Below are 20,510 nucleotides of genomic sequence, written 5' to 3'. Positions count from 1 at the left end.
AAGGCTCCTTTTGATTGTTGTCACCCGTTCGCGCGATCATGCCAGGATAACGCTTGCTCCAGCACCCGGGCAACATGAATGGCGTTACGCTGAGCACCATCATGAATTTGGTGGCGGCAGCTGGTGCCATCGGCGACTACCAGCGTATCGGCGTCGGCGCCGCGTACAGCGGGTAGCAGACTGAGTTCGGCCATTTTCATCGAGGCGTCGAAATGCTCCGCTTCGTAACCGAAACTCCCCGCCATACCGCAGCAGGACGACTCGACGGTTTCAACGCTGAGACCGGGAATCCAGCCAAGCACCTCCTCGACCGGGCGTAGCGCATCGAACGCTTTTTGATGGCAGTGGCCATGAAGCAGCGCGTGAGACGTCGCCAACGGCTCGAGCGACAGCGTAAGCTCGCCGGCAGCCTTTGCCTTGACCAGAAATTCCTCGAAGAGGTAAGCAGAGTCGGCAAGTTCCCGAGCCTCATCGCCAAAGCCGTACTGCAAAAACTCGTCGCGTAGGGTCAAAAGGCACGACGGCTCGAGCCCGACCACCGCCACGCCACGCTGAACGAAAGGCATCAGGTAGTCGAGCGTTCGCCGTGCTTCAGCCTTGGCCTTGTCGAACTGACCGGCCGCCAAGTGGGTGCGCCCACAGCAAAGCGGCCGCTGCCCTTTCTGCACGTTCAAGTGCACATGATAGCCCGCAGCCTCCAGAACACGCTTGGCCGCTCGAGCATTGTCGCTTTCCATGTAGTTGTTGAACGTATCCACGAATAGCAGCACGTCGCGCTGGCCGCTTTCGCGTGCGTTTTGGTGAGGCTCTGCCAGAAAATTGCCATCGAAAACGGGAAAGGCGCGCTGCGGCGCGAGCCCCAACGAGCGCTTGAGCGGCGAGGCGATCAGCGGAATGCGCTCGATGGTTCGCGTTACGCCCTTTAAGCGGTGAGCCCAGCGCGCGTAGCGCGGCATCTCGCCGACCATGCGATCGCGAAGCGAAAGCCCCTTGAGCCGCGCTCGGGCCGTGCGCGCTTCGATTTTGAACTTGGCCATGTCGACCCCCGTGGGGCAGTCACGCTTACAGCCCTTGCAGGAGACGCAGAGATCCAGCGCCTCTTTCACGCTGTCATCGGCCAGCCCCTCCTCCCCCAACTGACCGGAAAGCACCAGCCGAAGGGTATTGGCTCGCCCCCGGGTCAGATGCTTCTCATCCAGAGTCGCCCGGTAGCTTGGGCACATGGTGCCCGCATCGAACTTGCGGCAATGTCCGTTGTTGTTGCACATCTCGACCGCCATCGCGAGACCATGGGTGGCATCGCCCGCCGTCCCCGGAGGGCTCTGCTCGCCGGTGAGCGGATCACGCTCAACGTTCCAGGCGGACCAGTCAAATACTGGCGTAAGTGGAATGCGATCGTAGCTTGTGGGAAAGCGAAAATAGCGTTCATCGTCCATTTTCGGGGTATCGACGATCTTTCCAGGGTTAAAACGATTATGGGGATCGAAGAGCGCCTTGATCTCCTTGAACGCATCGTTGACGGTTTCGCCGAACTGCCAAGCGACCCACTCGCCCCGGCAGATGCCATCGCCGTGCTCACCGGAATAGGCGCCCTTGTATTCACGCACCAGGCTCGAGGCATGCTCGGCGATTTCCCGCATCTTCTCGGCCCCGCCCCGGCGCAGATCGAGGATCGGGCGCACGTGAAGCGTGCCGGCACCGGCGTGGGCGTACCAGGTTCCTTCCGTCCCATAACGATGAAACACCTGGGTCAGTTTGTCGGTGTATTCGGCCAAGTGTTCCAGCGGTACCGCGCAATCCTCGATGAACGATACCGGTTTGCCATCCCCTTTCATGCTCATCATGATGTTGAGCCCGGCCTTGCGCACGTTCCAAAGCGCCTTCTGCTCGCTGGCATCGATCATGTTGACCACGCTGCCGCCAAGGCCCAGCTCGCCCATCAAATCGTTGAGTTCGTCGAGTTTTTGCACCAGCGTGGCCTGGTCGGCGCCAGCGAACTCCACCAGCAGCATCGCTTCGGGGCGGCCGATCAACGCTTTCTCGATGACCGGGCGAAACGCCGGATTCTCGAGCGAAAGCTCGATCATCGTACGATCGACCAGCTCCACGGCCATGGGGCCGAGCTTGGCAATGTGCTGAGTGAGATCCATCGCCTGGTAGAAAGTGGGGAAATTGACTACGCCCAGCACCTTCTTTTCCGGCAGCGGTGAAAGTCTTAGCTTGATACGGCGGCTGACCGCCAGCGTGCCCTCCGAGCCCACCAGCAGGTGCGATAGATTAGGACGGTGATCAGGGTCGTAGGGAATTGGGTTTTGACAGTCGAAAAGGTCCAGGTTATAGCCACCGACCCGGCGCAACACTTTGGGAAAGTGTTCGCGAATCTCCGGGCCGACCTTGTCGGCGATGGCCCTGACTTTTTCGGCCAGCGCCTGCTCCCGGCTACGGCTGGCAAACTGATCGACGAATCCAAGACTCACCTCGCTGCCATCGGCCAACACCGCGTCGAGCCCCAACACGTTGTGTACCATGTTGCCGTAATAGATCGAGCGTGAACCGCAGGAGTTGTTGCCTGCCATGCCGCCAATCGTGCACTGAGCGCTGGTGGATACATCCACCGGAAACCAGAGCCCGTAAGGCTTGAGCCAAGCGTTGAGATGATCGAGCACCATGCCTGGCTCGACCACCACGGTTTGTGCCTGTTCGTCGAATTCCACCACCTGGTTGAGCCAGCGCGTGGTATCGAGTACCAGCGCCTCTCCCACGGTCTGCCCGCACTGACTGGTGCCGCCTCCACGGGCCAGCACCGGTACATCGGCGTCGCGAGCGATATCCAGCGCTAAGGTGAGATCCTCCTGGTGGCGCGGAATGACCACACCCACCGGCGTGATTTGATAGATCGACGCATCGGTCGAGTAGCGTCCGCGGCTGGCGTGGTCGAAGAGTACGTCGCCCGCTATTTCACGAGAAAGCCTGGCCGCGAACTCACTCACCGGCTTGATTTTGGCGTCGGCAGAGCGTGGCGGCTGAGTCAGCGATGTCATGGCGCCCCCGGCCTATTGGCCTGATTGATCGCGGGAAAACCGGTGTGGATGCTCGGCGAAATAGTCGAGCGCCGCCGTAACGCCGCTGGCTTTGAGCTCGACACCGGCAAGCTTCATGCCCGCCTCGCAGCCACCAAGGGTGGCGATGAGCGTCAAGTCGTTACAGTCGCCCAAGTGACCGATACGAAACATCTTGCCCTTCGCTTTACCAAGGCCCATGCCCAGTGAGAGATCGAAGCGCTCGTAGATGATCTTGCGTACCGCGTCGGCATCGATCCCCTCTGGCATGACGACTCCCGTCAATACCGGTGAATAGAGCGCTGGATCCTGACACTGGATCTCCAGCCCCCAAGCCTGGACCGCCGCGCGTACGCCAGCTCCCCAGCGCGCATGGCGCTCGAACACCTGCTCCATGCCCTCTTCCAATAGCATGTCGAGCGCCTCGTTCAGCCCATAAAGCAGGTTGGTGCTCGGCGTATAAGGCCAGTAGCCGTTTTTGTTGGCCTCCAGTATTTCATCCCAGGCCCAGAAGCTTCTGGGCAGCGTCGCGCCCTTACTCACTTCGATCGCCTTGGACGACAGCGCGTTGAAACTAATTCCCGGCGGCAGCATGAGGCCTTTCTGGGACCCTGATACGGTGACATCAACGCCCCATTCATCGTGGCGATAGTCGGCACTGGCAAGCCCGGAAATGGTATCGACGATCAAAAGGGCCGGGTGGTTGGCAGCGTCGATGGCGCGGCGCACCGAGGCGATGTCGCTGGTCACGCCGGTTGAGGTTTCGTTATGCACAACGCACACCGCCTTGATGGCGTGATTGCTATCCTCCTTGAGCCGCGCCTCGATCATGTCCGCTTGTACGCCCTGCCGCCAACCCTCGTAGTCCGGCAGGCCGATGAATTCGGGCTCAAGCTGCAACCTGAGCGCCATCTTGTGCCAAAGCGTTGCGAAGTGGCCGGTTTCGAACATCAATACCTGATCACCAGGTGAGAGCGTATTGGCAAGTGCGGCTTCCCAAGCGCCGGTCCCCGAGGCCGGGTAAATAATGACCGGGTGTTCGGTCTTGAAGATGCGTTTGATTTTCTCGAGAAGCTCGAGTCCCAGCGCGCCAAACTCCGGGCCACGGTGGTCGATCGTGGGCAAGCTCATGGCGCGCAGGATTCGGTCCGGCACGGGTGATGGTCCTGGAATTTGCAAAAAATGGCGGCCGGTGGGATGAAAATCGAGGTTGAGCATGGAATAGATCCTTTTATTGTTGATCTCGCTGTCGTGATGACAATGGCGTCGATAACGCTGTGCTTGACGATGCCGCACTCTTTGAATAATGAATTCAAACGTCGGCTTTAAAAAAACGCTATTTGATACAACCTGCCTCACGCAGGTTATCGAGTTGCTCTCGACTCATGCCGAGTTCTCCCAACACTTCGTCGGTGTGCTGGGCGAAAAGCGGTGCCGAAGAGCGAATTTCCGACGGGGTTCGGGAAAATTTGCTAGGGAAACCGATGGTTTTCATCTTACCAATCACCGGATGCTCCATTTCCTGGACCATACCGCGTGCCAGATAGTGCTCATCGTCCAGCGCTTGGGCAAAATTATTGATCGGGCCGGCGGGAACGCCAGCGCTATCGCAAAGCGCGAGCCACTCATCCACAGTACGCTCGGCCATCATCGCTTCCAGAACGGCCTCCAACTCGTCGACGTGTTGGCCGCGGTCGAAGTTGGTCAAAAACCGCGTGTCCTCCATTAACGAGGGTGTTTTCAGCACGTCGGAACAAAAGCGCTCCCAAGTGCGCTGGTTGGCGCAGCCCAGCATCAGATAACCGTCGCTCGCCTTGACCGCTTGATAAGGAGCCGATACCCGATGGCGCCAGCCGGTAGGTTCGGGCACGGTGCCTTCGGAAAAGTAGGCGGCAGCCTCCCAGGTGAACCAGGGCAGGCCGCATTCGGTAATGGCGATATCGACGTGCTGGCCCTCACCGGTCTGCATCTTGTGAATGTGGGCGGCGAGAATGGAGTAGACGGCGGTGATGCCGGCGCCGATATCGTAGACCGCGATACCGGTCTTGAGCGGGCGGCGCCCGGGCTCGCCGGTCATCGACATGAGCCCCGTCATCCCCTGGGCTACCAGGTCGAAGCCGCCTTTATGGCTGTAGGGCCCGGTTTGACCGTAACCGGAAATCGAGCAGTAGACGATACTCGGGTTGATAGCCTTGATCGTGTCATAGTCGATTGATAGCGACTTCGTGACCCCTGGGCGATAGTTTTCGACGATGACGTCGGCATCCGCGGCCAACTGATAAAAAATCTCGCGGCCCCGCTCGTCCTTCAGGTTGAGCGAGATGCTTTTCTTGTTGCGGTTGATTTGCGAAAAGCAGGTGGACTCGCCGTTGACGTAAGGCCCCATCTGGCGGCTATCGTCGCCTCCATTGAGTTTTTCTACCTTAATGACGTCGGCGCCCATATCGGCCAGCACCATGGTGCAATAAGGCCCTGCCATGATTTGCGAGACATCGAGTACTTTCATGTTGTGTAACGCTTGCATGCGCGTGTCTCCCTAAAACGTTAGCGGCCAGACCACTCAAAAGGCGTCTTGTTGACGAACTTGTTCACCGCCGCGGCGAAGTCTTCGCTCATGTAGCAAATACTGACCCAATCATCGCCTGCACCCGGTGCCAGCCTGTGGCTCTGCTGCACGCGGTTGATCAAAGCCTTACTTGCCTGAAGGGTCAGCGGCGCGCGTTGCAAAAAGTCCGCCGCTCGGCTTTTAACATCGTCGTAAATGCTATCCGGTGAAAACAACTCGTTGACCAGCCCCAACGACAGCGCCTCATGACCGGTGACGAGTCGGGCCAACATCAACACCTCCTTGGCCCGCGCCGTGCCCAGCATTTCCACCAGCCGCGAGACGTTGGTGATCGAAAGCGTATTGCCCAACGTTTTGGCGATGGGTACGCCGAATTTCATCGACTCAGTGGCGTAACGAAAATCGCACACCAGGGCAAGCGCGGCGCCCCCGCCGACGCAGGCGCCCTCGATGAGCGCCAGTGTCGGTTTGGGAAAGTTTTCCAACTTTCCGACCACCCGGTCGATGCGGCGCTCGTAGTCGATGGCGTCTGCGGGTTTATCGAAACTGGCGAACTGGGTAATGTCGGTGCCGGCCACGAAGGCCTCCCCCCCTATACCGTGCAAGACCAGCGCATGGACCCCGCTCTCTTCGGCAAGCGTATCGCAGTAGTACTCAAGCGCGTTGTACATGTCCCAGGTCATGGCGTTACGGCTTTGCGGACGGTTGAAACCCAGCCACGCCACGCCCTCCTTGATCTCGAAACGCACGCTGTCAGTCGTAGGCTTTTTTGTCTTCTGCGTCATTGTCTTTTCTCCCAGAGTCGGTGGTTAGCCGTAGACGAAGTTGACCAGCGCCAGCGCGAAGGCGGGAATATAGGTGTTGATCATCAAAATGGTGAACAGCACCGCGATGAACCACAGGTTGGTCTTCGAGGTCGCCCAAATATCCGATTTGGCGATCGAACACGATGCGATCAGCACGCTCGCAACCGGCGGGGTTTGCTGGCCGATGGCCAGGTTGAGCGTGACGATCAAACCAAAGTGCAGCGGGTCGATACCGACTTCGATGACCAGCGGCAGCACGATCGGTACCACCAAAATGATGGCCGCGGCAGAGTGCAAGAAGATGCCGAGAATCAGGAAGATGACGTTCAAAAGCGCCAATATCACGTAGCGGTTGTCCGTCAGCTCGCTGATCTGCATGGCGATTTCCTGAGGCACCCGAGTTTCGGTCAGATAGCCGCCTACCACGGCGGACGCCGCGACCAGCAGCATGACCACTGCGGTCTGTATCCCGGCGCTCTTGCAGGAATCGATGAAGTTCTTGAGCGTAAACTCGCGGTACACCACGGCGCTGATGAAGATGGCCACGCACACAGCAAGCGCCGCGCCTTCGGTCGCGGTGACGAAGCCGCCGAAGATACCGCCTAGGATGATGACCGGAATCAATAGTGCCCAAACGGCTTCTTTCAGTGCCAGCCAGAGTTGAGAGACGCGAAAACGCCCCTCCGACGGGAAGTTATACTTGCGCGCCAGGTAGTAGCACATCGCCGCCAGGCCCATCGCGCCGAGAAGCCCCGGGAAGATGCCCGCAACGAACATCTGAACCACCGATTCCCCCGACATGACCGCGTAGAGAATCATCGGAATCGACGGGGGCAAAATGATCGCCAGGCTCGCCGCCGACGATGAGATCGAGGCGGCAAATTCTTTCGAATAGCCTTTCTTGCGCATGGCGGGAATCAGAATACTGCCGATCGCCGAGACCCCAGCGACGGACGAGCCGGAAATTTCGGCAAAAAACACCGAGGCCCCAATGGTCACCATTGAGAGCCCACCCTTGATAAAGCCGACCATCGCCATGGCCAGATCGATCAGCCGCCGGGAAATGCTCGAAGCGTTCATGATGGCACCGGCGAGAATGAACAGCGGTATTGCGATAAGAGGGAAGTTGGTCGCGCCTTCGAACATCGTCATGCCCACGGTGGGCATCGCCATGCTGCCGTAGGTCATGAACGTAGCTACGGTTCCCACCAACGCAAGGGCGACCGCCACGGGGACATTGATCAAGATCAGCACGATCAGCGCCAGAAATATATAGAGAATAACCATGGTGATTACCTATCCTCGATGCTGTGTGCTGACGGCCTCGACCTCATCGGCATCGAGCCCTGCTTCTTCGAGCTCGTGATCGATGAAGCCCTTGCCACGGGCGTGTTTGACGATCTCCGGCAGGCGCAGCAGCTCGGCGATAATGAAAAGCACCGACGCTACCGGAATGGCGGATTGAGTGAGCTGCATCGAGATCGACGGAAGGCTCACCATATTCACTCCGTCAAGGATCAGAATGACCTGGTAGCTCGCAAGCCCTAAAAAGACGAAGAACCCAATGGTGATCGCCTCTGCCAGCAGCGCCACGGGCACTCGGATGGAGGGTGGACACATGTTGAGAACGCTGGGGCAAGTAATGTGGGCGCCTTTCGCGGCGGCCAGGGCCGTGCCGTAGTAGGTGACCCAGGCCAGCAGAACCGCCGCCAATTCGTCGTACCAGCTAAGTGGTGAGCCCAGGTAGCGGGTAACGAACCCGATGGTCACCACCCCGGCAAGCGCAATCACCAGCACCACCACGATCGCTTCAAGAAAGACAGAGTAGGCGTTCCTGAACCTGTCAAAAGTACTCATCGAAACCTCCGAGACCGAAGGCGCCTGGCTGAGAGGCGCCTCGCGTGATGATGGTTATTCGCGCAGCGCGTTAACCTGATCGATCAATTCCTGGCCGTTATCCACCTCGTTGGCGAACTTTTCATAAATCGGCTGGGAGGCCTCGGAAAACGCTTCGAAGTCTACTTCGTTCACTTCCATACCCGCCTCTTCCATGAGGCCCAGAACTTCTTCGTCCAACCGCGCGCCTTCCTCGAGTGCAAAGTCTTCTACTTCGACCGCAACCTCTTCCAACACCGTGCGCACCTCTTCGGGCAAACGATTCCAGCTCGCACCCGCTACCAGATAAGCCGGTGTGTAGACGTGATTCGACATGGAGAGATACTCCTGCACTTCCTGGAAGCGCGAGGAGTAGGCCTGGATCAAAGGATTTTCCTGGCCATCCATCGCGCCGGTCTGTAGCGCGACGAACACCTCGGAAAGCGACATGGGAGACGGCGCCGCGCCATAGCTTCTAAACATCTCGATACGCCAAACGCCGCTCGGGGTACGCAGCTTGATGCCGTCCAAATCCTCCGGCACCACGATCGGGCGAACGTTGTTGGTGATCTGTCTAAAACCGTTTTCCCATACGCCAAGAACCCTGAACCCACGCGCTTGGGCGGCCTCCACCAGCGGGCCACGAACGACCTCGTCGCGTACGCGCTTCATATGCTCGCGGTTTTCGATCAGATAAGGCATTTCGAACAGAGCGAACTGCGCGTCTTCAGAACTCATGACCGTCGAAGGAATGGTCAAATCCAGTGAGCCCAAGCGTAGCCGGCGAAGCATCGACTCATCGCTACCCAACTGGCTATTGCCATAAACGCTTACCTCGGCCACCCCGTCGAGGCGCTCGTTGGCGAGTTCGGCAAATCGGTTGGCGGTGATTTCAAACAGCGAGCCCGGCCCGCCAACGTGGCCAAGGCGAATTTCGGTTTCGGCAGATGCGCCAAACGCACCAAGGCTTAAGGAGATGGCCGCAGCCATGAACGCAGGTTTGAGGAATTTCATAGAGCACTCCGAGTGAATAATTGTTTTTGTCTCGGTGCCGTCGCAGCAAGGCGTCAGCGGCACCTGGCGAGCGCTCGCTGATAGCCATGAGACTCAGCAAGCGTACTTTGGCGTTATTAGTTAGATGTTCTTGCTCGTTCTGCCCCTATAATTTGAATTCAAAATTCAAAATTAGGTATTAAACTTTCGTCTTTGGAGCGCTCGATTTATTTTTTGCATAAAAAATTCAATGTTTTAAAAACAAAAACGGCGCCGAATTCGGCGCCGTTTGCTTGATGAACCTGCGTAGGCGACGTCAGGGTTCGAGACCAAACGCCAGATTGGCAGCTTCGATACCGGCGATCGCGACGCTTTGATCCTCATCGGACGATGCGCCACTCACCCCAACGGCACCGATAACACGCTGCTGATCGTCCAGAATCGGTACGCCGCCGGCTACCGGCACTACCTGCCCTTGGGAAGCGGCGGCAACGCTTGCCAAAAATGCGGGACGCTCTTGATTACGCGCCCCCATCACGCCGCTGGCAATCCCCATACCAAGCGCTGCAAACGCCTTGCCATTGGCCACTGGAAAGCGTAACGGCCCACAGCCGTCCTCTCGCTCAGCGGCCACTAGATGACCACCGCCGTCCAATACCACCAGCGTGAGAGGGGGTAAATCGAACTCGCGCGCTTTATCGACGGCGCCTTCGAGAATGCGTTTTGCTTGGGAGCGGGTAAGCTGAACGCTAGCGAGATAAACGTTGCTGGGCATAAAAAAACTCTCTTTTATCATTGTGATGGGATGAGTAAATCAGGTTTTGCGGATCGTTATTTGTCACGAGCAGTACGATGAATTCATAATTATCTTTGCAGAACAGAAACCGCATCGCCACTATAGAAAAAATCACCATTCGCCGATTGACGCTTTCACAGGGCCGCTAGAAAGGCGTAAGTCAGAATAAAGGAGCGTGCCATGACCAAAATTCTACAGCGCCACTTGTATCGAGAGGTGGCCGACCGCATCGGTGATTTAATCGAACACGGCGAGCTCGCGCCGGGAGAACGTATCTCGGAAAAAGAGCTTTGCGAGCAGTTCGGCGTCTCGCGTACGCCGCTTCGCGAAGCGCTCAAGGTGCTGGCCGCCGAGGGGCTAATTCAGATTCTGCCCAATCGCGGCGCGCGCGTGGTACGCCTGACCTTCAAGAGCGTGAAGGATACCTACGATCTGATGGCGGCACTGGAGGGGTTGGCGGGTGAACTTGCCTGCCGACATATCGACGACAGTGAAATCAAACACATTCGCACGCTTCATGATGCCATGCTCGGGTACTACCACGCGCGCGATTTGAACAACTACTTCGATATGAACCGTCAGATTCACGAACGTATTCTGGCCGCTTCCGACAACCCGGTGCTGCAGGAGACCTACAACAACCTGAGCCAGCGGGTCAAACGCGTACGCTATTCCAAGAAGATGACCGAGCAGTTTTGGCGTCTTGCCGTCGACGACCACGAACAGATGATCACGGCGCTGGAAAATCGCGATAGTCAAAAACTGGGCGAAGTACTGCGCGAACACCTCTGCAATAAAATCGAGGTGGCGACGCTGGCCGGCGTCATAGGCGACGACGGCCAAAACGCGGCCACCGCCTGAATCAACGCCACTCTTCCAGGCGCATCGCCGAGCGCTCCAACCGCTCGCTCTCGAGATCCAGCTCGCGCAAGAGCTCGGTGATGCTGGAGAGGTGCTCGAGCGCGACGCGTCGGGCGCCGTCGGCGTCGCCGGCGAGGACGGTTTCGAAGAGTTGCTGATGCTGGTGGTTGATCATCGCGCGCGGCGCCGGGCGGTGATAAAGATGCTTGACCGAGGCGAACACCGAGCTTAGCAGCAGATCCGTCAGGCTTTGTAGCGTGTGCACCAGCACCGGGTTGTGTGAGGCCTGGGAGATCGCCAGGTGGAAAGCGTGATCAAAGCGCGCCAACTGCTCCACGTCGATGGGCTCGGCGTGTTCGACGTACTCGGCCATCTCCTGGTAGCGGCGGGTGATCAGCACGCGGTCCATCGAGGTGCCGCGCCGGGCGGCCAAGTACGCTGACTCCCCTTCCAGCAGCGCGCGCACCTCCAGCAAATCGAACAGCGTGCGCGGATGGTCGCGAAACAGGTGCATCAGCGGCCCCTGCTGGTGCATGGGAAGCAGCGAGGCGACAACGGAGCCACGCCCCTGGCGAGTTTCGATGATGCTTTTGCTGCGCAAAATGCGAAGGCCTTCACGCAGCGAGGCGCGAGAAACGCCTAAGCGCTCGCACAGCCGACGCTCGGAAGGCAACAGCTGGCCCGGGCGAAACACTCCTTCAAGAATCAGCTCTTCGATTTTCGCCGCCACGTGCTCCGGTGCACGCCGGCCAAGCGAGGTTTCCATGGATGAGGGTGTCACGCGGGTATCTCCAACGGTAAAGGGGGCAGCCATCAACTGGTCAGACCATTGCACCACAGGCTGGACAGGTACACAAAAAAAGCTCAGATTAGCGGCTATACCGTGACGTAGCGTTTTTTAAAAATCAGTACCCTAATAACAGGAGGGGATATGAATATCCTCTATGACGCGCGCCTTGACGGCGAGCTGATCGACCGTGACAAGCGCGAGGTGCTCGACGCTCTCGAGCGCGCCGCTCCAACGCTCACACTGCTCTCTCGCGAAGAGGATCTGCGCCCGTTCGAGTGTGACGGCCTGGCGGCGTATCGCGTACTGCCCATGCTGGTGGCGCTGCCGGAAAACCTCGAGCAGGTCGAGGCGCTTTTGAAGTGCTGTTTCGAACTCGGCGTGCCGGTGGTGACCCGCGGCGCGGGCACCGGGCTTTCCGGCGGAGCACTGCCGCTCGAGCAGGGCGTTTTGCTGGTCATGTCGCGCTTCAACAAAATCATCGACGTCGACCCGGACGCCCGGCTCGCCCGGGTGCAGCCCGGCGTGCGAAATCTGGCGATCTCCGAGGCCGCCGCGCCTTTCGGGCTTTACTACGCACCGGACCCCTCCTCGCAGATCGCCTGCTCGATCGGCGGCAACGTGGCGGAAAATGCCGGCGGCGTGCACTGCCTGAAGTACGGGCTGACCGTGCATAACGTACTGCGCGTCGACGTGCTGACCATCGAGGGCGAGCACATGACGCTCGGCTCGGAAGCGTTTGACGCGCCGGGCTTCGATCTGCTCGCGCTGATCAACGGCTCCGAGGGCATGCTCGGCGTGGTCACCGAAATCACCGTGAAGCTGTTGCCCAAGCCCACCGTTGCCAAGGTGCTGATGGCGAGCTTCGACGACGTCGAGAAGGCTGGCCGCGCGGTGGGGGACATCATCGCCGCCGGTATCGTGCCCGGCGGGCTCGAGATGATGGACAAACTTGCCATTCAGGCCGCCGAGGACTTCGTGCGCGCGGGCTACCCGCTGGACGCCGAGGCGATTCTTCTGTGCGAGCTCGACGGCGTCGAGGCGGACGTGGACGACGACTGCGAGACCGTGCGCCGGGTGCTGGAGCGTGCCGGCGCCACCGACATTCAGCAGGCAAAAGACGAAGCCGAGCGGGCCAAATTTTGGGCCGGGCGCAAGAACGCGTTTCCCGCCGTGGGCCGCATGTCGCCGGACTACTACTGCATGGACGGCACCATTCCGCGCAAGGAGCTCCCCCGGGTGCTCAAGGGCATTGCCGCGCTCTCTGAAGAGAGCGGCTTGAGAGTCGCCAACGTCTTCCACGCCGGTGATGGCAACATGCACCCGCTGATCCTGTTCGATGCCAACAAGGAAGGCGAGCTCGAACTCGCCGAGGACGTGGGCGGCAAGATCCTGGAGCTGTGCGTGGCCGCCGGCGGCTCGATTACCGGCGAGCACGGCGTGGGCCGCGAGAAGATCAACCAGATGTGCAGCCAGTTCCAGGCCGATGAGATCACGGTGTTTCACGCGGTGAAGGCAGCGTTTGACGACAAGCGCCTGCTCAATCCGGGCAAGAACATCCCCACGCTTGCGCGCTGCGCCGAGTTTGGCGCCATGCACGTGCACAACAACGACCTGCCCCACCCGGAGCTGCCGCGTTTTTAAAAAGGCCGCCGCGAACGAGAGAAAGGAATGACCATGACTGAACCAGCGACTGACCCAGCGACACGGGCGCCGGATCGCGATATCAGCGAGGCCCTTTGCCAGCAGGTGGCCAACGCCTACCAGAGCCGCGCGCCGCTACGCATCAAGGGCGGCGACACCCGCGCGTTTTACGGCCGCCCGGTTGAAGGCATCACGCTCGATATGGCCGAGCACAGCGGCATCATCACCTACGACCCGGTGGAGCTGGTGGTGACCGTGCGCGCCGGCACGCGCCTGGAGGCACTTGAAGCCGCGCTCAAGGAGCAGCACCAGATGCTGCCCTTCGAGCCGCCGCGTTTTGGCCAGGCCAGCACCATTGGCGGCGCCGTCGCCACCGGGCTTTCCGGCCCGCGCCGCCCCTGGGCGGGCGCGGCGCGGGACTTCGTGCTCGGCTCTCATGTCATCACTCAGCAAGGCAAACTGTTGCGCTTTGGCGGCGAGGTGATGAAAAACGTCGCCGGCTACGATATCTCGCGGCTGATGACCGGCGCCCAGGGCACCCTCGGCGTGCTGGCGGATATCTCCTTCAAGGTGCTGCCTCTACCGGCGGCCACCGACAGCCTGCGCCTGGACGACATCGGTATCGATGACGCGCTAAAGACGCTCTCCACACTGGGCCGCGAGCCGCTGCCGATCACCGGTGCGGCCTGGCACCAGAACGCGCTGTTCCTTCGCCTGGAAGGCGGCCAAAGCTCGGTGAAGGCGACACGGGAGCGCCTGGGCGGAGAGACGCTGGCGGATGATTTCTGGACTCAGCTGCGCGATCACCAACACGACTTCTTTACCCTGAAACCCGGCCAGGCGCTCTGGCGCGCCTCGCTCCCGCCCCACACCGCGCCGCTCGATATTGACGTTGACGAGGCGGATATTTTCTACGACTGGGCGGGTAGCCAGCGCTGGATCAAGACCCGTGACGGTGAGGCGCTGCGCCGCGCCTGCCAACAGGCCGGCGGCCACGCCACCTGCTTTACGCCCGCAGCCATGGGCGGGACGGACTCGCCGTTCACGCCCCTCGACCCAGTCGTCGAGAAGTATCACAAAAGGCTCAAGGCCGAGCTCGATACCCACGGTATTTTCAACCCGGGCCGGCTGTACGCGGGGCTTTAAGGAGAGCTTTCATGCAAACGCACTTTACCGATGCCGATCGCCAGAAACCCCATATTCAGGAAGCCGAGCGCATTCTGCGTACCTGCGTGCACTGCGGTTTTTGCAACGCCACCTGCCCGACCTATCAACTGCTGGGCGACGAGCGCGACGGCCCGCGCGGGCGCATTTATCTGATGAAGGAGCTTCTGGAGAGCGCCGACGACGACACTCAGGTGACCGAGGAGACGCGCCTTCACCTGGACCGCTGCCTGACCTGCCAGAACTGCGAAACCACCTGCCCGTCCGGGGTCGAGTACCACAAGCTCTTGAACATCGGCCGCGCGGAGATCGAGCGCCGGGTGCCGCGCCCGGCCTCCGAGCGCGCGACCCGCTTCGCGCTTAGAAAGATGATGGTCGAGCCCAAGCGCTTCCAGGCGCTGTTAAAACTCGGCCAGACCTTCAAACCGCTGGTGCCGGGCCCGCTCAGAGCCAAGATGCCGCCGCCCCCGGTGGATGCCGGCAAGCGCCCTGCGAGCGCCCACACGCGCCAGATGCTGATTCTCGAAGGCTGCGTGCAGCCCGGGCTCTCGCCCAACACTAACGCCGCCACGGCACGGCTACTCGACCGGCTCGATATCGGCCTAACGCCGGTTCAGGAAGCGGGCTGCTGCGGAGCGATCGACTTTCACCTGAACGCCCAGGAGGCGGGGCGCGAGCGCATGCGCGCCAATATCGACGCCTGGTGGCCCCACGTCGAACGCGGCATCGAGGCGATCGTACAAACCGCCAGCGGCTGCGGAGCGTTCGTGAAGGAGTACGGCGAAATGCTGAAAGACGACCCGGCCTACGCTGAAAAGGCGAAGCGCGTAAGCGCCCTGGCCCGGGATATCGTCGAGATTCTGCGCGAGGAGCCGTTGGAGAAACTGAGCGTTCAAGCACAAAAGCGCCTGGCGTTTCACTGCCCCTGCACGCTGCAGCACGCGCAAAAGCTTAACGGCGCGGTCGAAGGCGTGCTGACCCGGCTTGGCTTCACGCTCACGCCGGTGCAGGATAGTCACCTCTGCTGCGGCTCGGCAGGTACCTACTCGATCACCCAGCCGGAGATCGCGACACAGCTTCGCGACAACAAGCTCGCGGCGCTGGAAGCCGGTGACCCGGAGATGATCGTCACCGCCAATATCGGCTGCCAAACCCATCTGGCGAGCGCCAACCGTACGCCGGTGCGCCACTGGGTCGAGATCGTCGACGCCGCGCTGGTCTGATTTACCACCCGGCGTCCGCTCATGCAGCCGGGTGCCGGAACAACCGCTTACACGACAACGCAAAAGGAAACGCCATATGAAAACCAAAGCTGTACTGGGCCACACCGATGTCAACCGCGTGCTCGACGCCGCGCAACAAGAGGCCGAACGCCAGGGCTTTGCGGTCACCATCGCCGTGGCCGACGACGGCGGCCATCTGCTGGGTCTTCGCCGTCTTGACGGCGCCGCGCCCTTCAGCGCCGATGTCGCCACTCAGAAAGCGCGCAGCGCCGCCATTGGCCGCAAGGAGACTCAGGTCTTCGAAGAGATGATCAACGGCGGGCGCACGGCGTTTGTTTCCGCGCCGCTCAAGGGCCTGCTCTCTGGCGGCGTACCGATCATGGTGGACGGCCAGGTGGTCGGCTCCGTTGGCGTTTCCGGCGTGAAACCCGACCAGGATGTGGAAGTCGCGAAAGCCGGCGTCAGCGCAATCGGCTAAACGTCAGGCACGCAAAAACGATGACCCTGGGCCACGGGCTCGGGGTTTTTTTATGCGTGAAGCGTGAAGCGTGAAGCGTGAACAGAGGCTATTCGAGCGCAAAAGGCTCAAGCCAATAGAAAAAACAATAAGGGAAGAAAAGGTAAAGCAGGAGGGAACATCAATGGCGGACCGGACGAGACTCGAACTCGCGACCTCCGGCGTGACAGGCCGGCATTCTAACCGACTGAACTACCGGTCCACTTTTGAAACGACCATTTAATTGCGGTTCAGAGGCGCTTTTAAATGGTGGGTGGTACTGGGTTCGAACCAGTGACCCCCAGCTTGTAAGGCTGGTGCTCTCCCAACTGAGCTAACCACCCATGATCTAACGCAAGGTGCGTTTAACCACATTCTATCTACGGCTGTTATCGATGGCGGACCGGACGAGACTCGAACTCGCGACCTCCGGCGTGACAGGCCGGCATTCTAACCAACTGAACTACCGGTCCGAATAGCGATAACATTGGGCAATAAAAGTGATGATGGCGGACCGGACGAGACTCGAACTCGCGACCTCCGGCGTGACAGGCCGGCATTCTAACCAACTGAACTACCGGTCCGCATGACATCAACCATTACTGCTACACGTGTCCAACCCATTAAAAAATGGTGGGTGGTACTGGGTTCGAACCAGTGACCCCCAGCTTGTAAGGCTGGTGCTCTCCCAACTGAGCTAACCACCCGCTGGTCACGTGGCGCTGCATTCTACAGGGTTCGGGTTGGGTGTCAATACGCTGGAAGAATTTTTGATTCAAATTAGCGTGTTGGCGACCAAGGCCTTGGGGCCTGCGAAAGCGCCGTCGAAGAATGCCGTAATTGCCCCCGGTGCGTCAATCAAAACTGTCATAATCTGGCCCGAATCCCGAGCCAGGCTTTTCCTACCTGCGCTATTTAGCTCGGCGCCCGGCCAGGCTAGACTCGCCCAGGGCTTTGATGTCCTCTCGCGTTCGATGGAATCCACTATGCAAAAAGCGCCACCCCGCATCGCCTCGCCCGCTTACAGCGGCGTTTACAGCGATGTCTATAACTACAAGGTCGTTCGCCAGTTCGCGATCATGGCCGTGGTGTGGGCGATCGTTGGCATGAGCGTGGGGCTGTTGCTGGCCGCCCAGTTGATCTGGCCGGAGCTGAATATGGGGCTTGCCTGGACGAGCTTTGGCCGGCTACGCCCGCTGCACACGAACCTGGTGATCTTCGCCTTCGGCGGCTCGGCGCTGTTTGCTACCTCCTATTACATCGTACAGCGCACCTGCCAGACCCGGCTTTTTAGTGACCGGCTCGCCGCCTTCACCTTCTGGGGCTGGCAGGCGGTCATCGTTTCGGCCCTGATATCGCTGCCGATGGGCTACACCACCACCAAGGAGTACGCCGAGCTCGAGTGGCCGATCAACCTTTTACTGGCGGCGGTGTGGATTTGCTACGCGGTCGTGTTTTTGATGACGCTCAAGCGGCGCAGAACCTCGCATATTTATGTCGCCAACTGGTTTTACGCGGCGTTCATTCTCACCATCGCGGTGCTGCATATCGTCAACAACGCCGCGCTCCCGGTCACGCCGATGTACTCTACCTCGCTTTACGCGGGCGCGGTGGATGCCATGGTGCAGTGGTGGTACGGCCACAATGCAGTGGGCTTTTTCCTCACCGCCGGGTTTCTCGGCATGATGTACTACTTCGTGCCCAAGCAGGCCGAGCGGCCGATCTACTCCTACCGGCTCTCCATCGTGCACTTCTGGGCGCTAATCATGATCTACATGTGGGCCGGCCCGCACCACCTTCACTACACGGCGCTGCCGAGCTGGGCGCAGTCGCTGGGCATGGTGATGTCGATCATTCTGCTGGTGCCCTCCTGGGGCGGCATGATCAACGGCATCATGACGCTGTCAGGGGCTTGGGATAAGCTGCGCACCGATCCGATTTTGCGCTTTCTGGTGGTGGCGCTCACCTTCTACGGCATGGCGACGTTTGAGGGCCCGATGCTGGCGATCAAGACCGTCAACGCCTTCTCCCACTACACCGACTGGAACATCGGCCACGTTCACTCAGGCGCGCTTGGCTGGGTGGCGATGATCACCTTTGGCTCGCTCTATCACATGATTCCGCGCCTTTACGGGCGCACCTGCATGTACTCGACGCCGCTGATCACGCTGCACTTTTGGCTCGCGCTGTGCGGCACGCTGCTCTACGTCATCGCGATGTGGGCCAACGGCGTTATCCAGGGGCTGATGTGGCGAGCGGTCAACGCCGACGGCACGCTAATGTACCGCTTCGTCGACGCGGTCGAGGCGAGCCACCCGGGCTATCTCGTGCGTCTTTTGGGCGGGCTGCTGTTTTTATCGGGCACGCTGGTCATGGCGTTCAACGTCTACATGACGATCAGGGCTGCCTATAACGAGTCGCCGCGCGCCGAGCTCGAAGAAGCCCGCCATCAGGAGGCCCGCCATGAAGCATGAGCTGGTCGAGAAAAACGCCGGGCTTCTGGGCGCGCTGATTCTGGTGGCGATCAGCTTTGGCGGGCTTGCCGAAATCGTGCCGCTGTTTTTCCAAAAGGACGTCACCGAGCCCGTCGAGGGGCTTACGCCGCTCACCGCGCTCGAGCTCGAAGGGCGCGATATCTACCGCCGCGAAGGGTGCGTAGGCTGCCATTCGCAGATGATCCGCCCGTTTCGCGCCGAAACCGAGCGCTATGGCCACTATAGCGTGGCCGGCGAAGGTCTTTACGAGCACAACTTCCTCTGGGGTTCCAAGCGCACCGGGCCGGATTTGGCCCGGGTCGGCGGGCGCTACAGCGACGCCTGGCACCGGGCGCATCTTTATAACCCGCGCGACGTGGTGCCGGAATCGATCATGCCCGCCTACCCCTGGCTTTTCGAGCGCGAGCTCGACGGCGCCGCCACGCCGGCCAAGATGCGCGCCTTAAAGCGTTTGGGCGTGCCCTACGCCGACGAGCAGATCGACGGCGCCCGCGAGGCGGTCGAAGGCACCCCGGAGATCATCGCGCTGGTGGCCTATCTGCAGCAGCTCGGCACGGTGCTGGAGGGGACGCGCTAAATGACGACCGGCACCTTTCGCGGGCTGATCACCCTGGTTTTGATCATCGCCTTTCTCGGTATCCTGCGCTGGGCCTACTCCCGTCGCCGGCGCGAGGCGTTCGATGAGGCGGCGAACCTGCCCTTCGCCGATGACGAGCCGCACGACGAGCGGGAGGGCCGCCGGTGAGCGATCTATGGGACAACGCCCTGCCCGGCTTCTGGAGCGTCTGGGTGATCGCCTTGACGCTGATCACGCTGGTACTGGTGGTTTGGGTGGTGGCAGCCAACGCTGGGCGCGACGCAAAACCGGATGACGAGGCGCCCGTTGGTAGCACCACCGGCCACGAGGTCGATGGCATCGAGGAGTTCGACAACCCCATGCCGCGGTGGTGGTTCTATCTGTTTGTGGCCACGGTGGTGTTTACCCTTGGCTACCTGGCGCTCTACCCCGGCCTTGGCAACTTCAAGGGCCTGTTGGGCTGGAGCCAGCAGGCGCAGTGGGAAGAGGAAATGGCCGCCGCCGAAGCGCGCTTCGGCCCGGTCTTCGACCGCTTCAACGATGTGCCGATTCCCAAGCTTGCCAGAGATGACCAGGCCATGCAGATCGCCGGGCGGCTCTTCGCCAACAACTGCGCCGTGTGCCACGGCGTGGGCGCCCAGGGCGGCGACGGCTTTCCCAACCTGACCGATGACGACTGGCTCTACGGCGGCGAGCCCAAGGCGCTGCTCACCACGCTCACCCAAGGCCGGCGCGGCGTCATGCCCGCCTGGGCGCACTTGGGCGAGGAGGCCATCGAGGAGTTGACCCAGTACGTGCTCGCGCTCTCGAATCGCGAGCACGACGCCGCCCGCGCCCAAAGCGGCGCGCAGCGCTACGCAAGCTTTTGCGTCGCCTGTCACGGCGCAGACGGCACCGGTAACCTGGCACTCGGCGCGCCGAACTTGACCAACGATATCTGGCTCTACCGTGCCCCCAACCAGAGCGTGGCGGACGCCATCCGCCAGAGCCTGACCGAAGGCCGAAGCGGTGTGATGCCCGCCCAGGCGCCCTTCATCGGCGAGGCGCGCGTTCACCTGGTCGCCGCCTACGTTTACAGCCTGCGGTTTAAAAACGCCGACGCCGATTAGGCGCGCATTTGTCGCATAAGCGTTGGGACCTCGATCACCCAGGACAACGAACGCGCCCA

General features: G+C 60.6%; 18 protein-coding genes and 5 tRNA genes. 9 read left to right on the top strand and 14 right to left on the bottom strand.

Annotated features, from left to right (window positions below; translation table 11 throughout):
* Window positions 1–20 precede the first annotated feature (20 nt).
* The 8 genes from ACGLWX_RS06785 to ACGLWX_RS06750 all read right to left on the bottom strand — a co-directional run bounded on the left by ACGLWX_RS06785 (window position 21) and on the right by ACGLWX_RS06750 (window position 10,074).
* On the bottom strand, window positions 21–3,041 hold the full coding sequence (locus ACGLWX_RS06785; RefSeq protein ID WP_396238412.1) for an FAD-binding and (Fe-S)-binding domain-containing protein: 3,021 nt from the start codon (window positions 3,039–3,041) through the stop codon (window positions 21–23).
* Between the two features lie 12 nt (window positions 3,042–3,053).
* Window positions 3,054–4,277: a pyridoxal-phosphate-dependent aminotransferase family protein gene (locus ACGLWX_RS06780; protein ID WP_396238410.1), complete on the bottom strand. Its 1,224-nt coding sequence runs from the start codon at window positions 4,275–4,277 to the stop codon at window positions 3,054–3,056.
* A 118-nt stretch (window positions 4,278–4,395) separates the two neighbouring features.
* Window positions 4,396–5,583, bottom strand: coding sequence for a CaiB/BaiF CoA-transferase family protein (locus ACGLWX_RS06775; protein ID WP_252106312.1), 1,188 nt, complete (start codon window positions 5,581–5,583; stop codon window positions 4,396–4,398).
* Window positions 5,584–5,603: 20 nt separating this feature from the next.
* Window positions 5,604–6,410 carry an enoyl-CoA hydratase gene (locus ACGLWX_RS06770; protein WP_396238408.1) on the bottom strand — a complete coding sequence of 269 codons (807 nt, stop codon included), beginning with the start codon at window positions 6,408–6,410 and terminating at the stop codon, window positions 5,604–5,606.
* Between the two features lie 24 nt (window positions 6,411–6,434).
* The gene (locus ACGLWX_RS06765; RefSeq protein ID WP_396238406.1) at window positions 6,435–7,718 is read right to left on the bottom strand and encodes a TRAP transporter large permease; all 1,284 of its coding nucleotides are present in this window, start codon (window positions 7,716–7,718) and stop codon (window positions 6,435–6,437) included.
* Window positions 7,719–7,727: 9 nt separating this feature from the next.
* Window positions 7,728–8,288 (bottom strand): TRAP transporter small permease, encoded by a 561-nt coding sequence (locus ACGLWX_RS06760; RefSeq protein ID WP_252106309.1) that lies wholly within the window; start codon window positions 8,286–8,288, stop codon window positions 7,728–7,730.
* A gap of 54 nt (window positions 8,289–8,342) precedes the next feature.
* Complete coding sequence (locus ACGLWX_RS06755; protein WP_396238404.1) at window positions 8,343–9,320, bottom strand: TRAP transporter substrate-binding protein; 978 nt, start codon at window positions 9,318–9,320, stop codon at window positions 8,343–8,345.
* A gap of 295 nt (window positions 9,321–9,615) precedes the next feature.
* Complete coding sequence (locus ACGLWX_RS06750; RefSeq protein ID WP_396238402.1) at window positions 9,616–10,074, bottom strand: heme-binding protein; 459 nt, start codon at window positions 10,072–10,074, stop codon at window positions 9,616–9,618.
* A 201-nt stretch (window positions 10,075–10,275) separates the two neighbouring features.
* Here ACGLWX_RS06750 and ACGLWX_RS06745 point away from each other — a divergent pair, with 201 nt between their 5' ends.
* Window positions 10,276–10,956 (top strand): GntR family transcriptional regulator, encoded by a 681-nt coding sequence (locus ACGLWX_RS06745; RefSeq protein WP_396238400.1) that lies wholly within the window; start codon window positions 10,276–10,278, stop codon window positions 10,954–10,956.
* Between the two features lies 1 nt (window position 10,957).
* Here the strand turns inward: ACGLWX_RS06745 and glcC are convergent, their stop codons facing one another.
* On the bottom strand, window positions 10,958–11,722 hold the full coding sequence (gene glcC / locus ACGLWX_RS06740) for a transcriptional regulator GlcC (RefSeq protein WP_396239424.1): 765 nt from the start codon (window positions 11,720–11,722) through the stop codon (window positions 10,958–10,960).
* 165 nt (window positions 11,723–11,887) lie between these two features.
* Here glcC and glcD point away from each other — a divergent pair, with 165 nt between their 5' ends.
* The 4 genes from glcD to ACGLWX_RS06720 all read left to right on the top strand — a co-directional run bounded on the left by glcD (window position 11,888) and on the right by ACGLWX_RS06720 (window position 16,252).
* Entirely contained in the window at window positions 11,888–13,387 is a 1,500-nt protein-coding gene (gene glcD, locus ACGLWX_RS06735; RefSeq protein WP_396238398.1) for a glycolate oxidase subunit GlcD, read from the top strand.
* 33 nt (window positions 13,388–13,420) lie between these two features.
* Entirely contained in the window at window positions 13,421–14,533 is a 1,113-nt protein-coding gene (glcE, locus tag ACGLWX_RS06730) for a glycolate oxidase subunit GlcE (protein ID WP_396238396.1), read from the top strand.
* A gap of 11 nt (window positions 14,534–14,544) precedes the next feature.
* Window positions 14,545–15,774: a glycolate oxidase subunit GlcF gene (gene glcF / locus ACGLWX_RS06725; protein ID WP_252106303.1), complete on the top strand. Its 1,230-nt coding sequence runs from the start codon at window positions 14,545–14,547 to the stop codon at window positions 15,772–15,774.
* 76 nt (window positions 15,775–15,850) lie between these two features.
* The gene (locus tag ACGLWX_RS06720) at window positions 15,851–16,252 is read left to right on the top strand and encodes a heme-binding protein (RefSeq protein WP_252106302.1); all 402 of its coding nucleotides are present in this window, start codon (window positions 15,851–15,853) and stop codon (window positions 16,250–16,252) included.
* A 164-nt stretch (window positions 16,253–16,416) separates the two neighbouring features.
* Here the strand turns inward: ACGLWX_RS06720 and ACGLWX_RS06715 are convergent.
* The 5 genes from ACGLWX_RS06715 to ACGLWX_RS06695 form a co-directional block, all read right to left on the bottom strand.
* Window positions 16,417–16,493 (bottom strand) — tRNA-Asp (locus ACGLWX_RS06715).
* 45 nt (window positions 16,494–16,538) lie between these two features.
* Window positions 16,539–16,614, bottom strand: a tRNA-Val gene (locus ACGLWX_RS06710).
* Between the two features lie 52 nt (window positions 16,615–16,666).
* A tRNA-Asp gene (locus ACGLWX_RS06705) sits at window positions 16,667–16,743 on the bottom strand.
* A gap of 34 nt (window positions 16,744–16,777) precedes the next feature.
* Window positions 16,778–16,854 (bottom strand) — tRNA-Asp (locus ACGLWX_RS06700).
* A gap of 47 nt (window positions 16,855–16,901) precedes the next feature.
* A tRNA-Val gene (locus ACGLWX_RS06695) sits at window positions 16,902–16,977 on the bottom strand.
* 279 nt (window positions 16,978–17,256) lie between these two features.
* On the opposite strand from ACGLWX_RS06695, the gene ccoN reads away from it, so the two are divergent.
* From ccoN to ccoP, 4 genes are read left to right on the top strand one after another with little or no spacing between them, the layout of a single operon-like run.
* Window positions 17,257–18,744 (top strand): cytochrome-c oxidase, cbb3-type subunit I, encoded by a 1,488-nt coding sequence (gene ccoN, locus ACGLWX_RS06690; RefSeq protein ID WP_396238394.1) that lies wholly within the window; start codon window positions 17,257–17,259, stop codon window positions 18,742–18,744.
* Window positions 18,734–19,342 carry a cytochrome-c oxidase, cbb3-type subunit II gene (gene ccoO, locus ACGLWX_RS06685; RefSeq protein WP_396238392.1) on the top strand — a complete coding sequence of 203 codons (609 nt, stop codon included), beginning with the start codon at window positions 18,734–18,736 and terminating at the stop codon, window positions 19,340–19,342. The genes ccoN and ccoO overlap by 11 nt, the downstream gene beginning before the upstream one ends.
* Window positions 19,343–19,510 (top strand): cbb3-type cytochrome oxidase subunit 3, encoded by a 168-nt coding sequence (locus tag ACGLWX_RS06680; RefSeq protein ID WP_396238390.1) that lies wholly within the window; start codon window positions 19,343–19,345, stop codon window positions 19,508–19,510.
* Window positions 19,507–20,451 carry a cytochrome-c oxidase, cbb3-type subunit III gene (gene ccoP / locus ACGLWX_RS06675; protein ID WP_396238388.1) on the top strand — a complete coding sequence of 315 codons (945 nt, stop codon included), beginning with the start codon at window positions 19,507–19,509 and terminating at the stop codon, window positions 20,449–20,451. Before ACGLWX_RS06680 ends, ccoP begins: the two co-directional genes overlap by 4 nt.
* Window positions 20,452–20,510: the final 59 nt, after the last annotated feature.

The organism is Halomonas sp. HMF6819 (assembly GCF_044335525.1).
Classification (GTDB): domain Bacteria; phylum Pseudomonadota; class Gammaproteobacteria; order Pseudomonadales; family Halomonadaceae; genus Vreelandella.
Note: the sequence above shows the minus strand (reverse complement) of the source record. Positions and strands in the feature narration are given on the sequence as shown.